The organism is Hyalangium gracile, assembly GCF_020103725.1.
Classification (GTDB): Bacteria; Myxococcota; Myxococcia; order Myxococcales; family Myxococcaceae; genus Hyalangium; species Hyalangium gracile.
Window position 1 is genome coordinate 1 of the sequence record NZ_JAHXBG010000069.1, and the last position, 1,465, is coordinate 1,465.

At 71.9% G+C, this 1,465-nt stretch carries 1 protein-coding gene; it reads right to left on the reverse strand.

Annotation, left to right across the window (positions count from 1 at the left end):
* The coding region (locus tag KY572_RS46805; protein WP_317988001.1) for a sigma 54-interacting transcriptional regulator at positions 1-1,445 on the reverse strand (1,445 nt) is incomplete at its 3' end.
* Between the last annotated feature and the right edge of the window lie 20 nt (positions 1,446-1,465).

The following is a 1,465-nucleotide window of genomic DNA, read 5'->3' on the forward strand; positions in this document are numbered from 1 at the left end:
GCGGCGCGGTCCTTGTGGAAGTGGCAGCGGCGCAAGGTGCTCTCGATGAGCTGGCGCTCCAGGCGCTGCATCATCTGCTCCAGGTTGACGCCCTCCGGTAGCTCGAGCGGCGGGGTGCCCGTATCCTCGGCGGCGCGGTGGAACTCCTGCTCGAAGGTGATGTCGCTCTCCTCCAGCTGCGGCCCCTGGCGCACCAGCAGCGCGCGGCACACCACGTTGCGCAGCTCGCGGATGGTGCCCGGCCAGGAGTGCTGCTGAAGCCTGGCCAGTGCGGCCGGTGTGAACTTCGGCGCCACGCCCCGCGGCGCATGGGCTCGCACGAAGTGCTCGGCCAGCAGGCGGATGTCCCGGCGCCGGTTGCGCAGCGGCGGCAGCACCAACGGCATGACGCTCAGCCGGTAGTACAGGTCCTCGCGGAACCTCCCCTGGCGAGCCCACTGCGCCAACTCCCGGTTGGTGGCCGCCACCACGCGCACGTCTACGTGGAAGGGGCGGTTGGCTCCCACCGGCTTCACCTCTCCGCTCTCCAGCACGCGCAGCAGCTTGGCCTGCAGCTCCAGCGGCAGCTCGCCCACCTCGTCCAGGAAGAGCGTGCCCCCGTCCGCCTCCTCGAAGGCGCCCTTGCGCCTGGCGTTGGCGCCCGTGAAGGCTCCCTTCTCGTGGCCGAACAGCTCGCTCTCCATCAGCGTCGGGGAGAGCGCCGCGCAGTTGATGGGGATGAAGGCCTGCCCGGCTCGCGGCGAGCACTCATGCAGCGCTCGCGCCACCAGCTCCTTGCCGGTTCCGGACTCGCCCAGCACCGTCACCACCGCGGGGGAGGGCGCCACCCGCTGGATGAGCTCCACCAACTGCCGCACCGCCGGCTCCGTGCCGACGATGCCGTGGAAGGACGCCTGCGGCTGCCTCGGGGCTAGCGGCTCGAAGTGCAGCTCTGTCTCTCCCACCCGCAGCACGGTGTTCAGCGGCAGCTCCGCCTCGAACAGGCGCACCCCGTCCACCAGGAACGTCCCGTTGGTGGTGTTCAGGTCCCGCACGTGGACGCCCGCCTCGCTCCGTGTCACCTGAAGGTGACGGCCGGAGAGGAACCGGTCCTGGAGGACCAGCTCGTTGCTCGGGTCCTTGCCCAGCGTGAAGGTGCCGGGGCCGGGCGTATAGAGGAGCTCGGTGGCGCCCTGCTTCACGCGCAGCTGGACGGGGGGCAGCGCCTCCTCGGGGGACTGGCGAGGCTGGACGTCGGTGCGCTGGCCCGGCTGGGTGGGCTCCGCGCTCCCCGTGGGGCCGCGCTCCCGGAACATCGCGCGCCACTGGCCCAGGTGCAGATCCGCCCCATCCGGCAGCTCGCCGCGCTGCATGGGCTGGCCGGCCACCACGGTGCCCTGGCCCGACAGGTCCTCCAGCAGGCAGCGCGTGCCGTCCAGCAGCAGCGCCAGGTGCTGGCGGCTCACGTGGGGATCCGGGATGACGA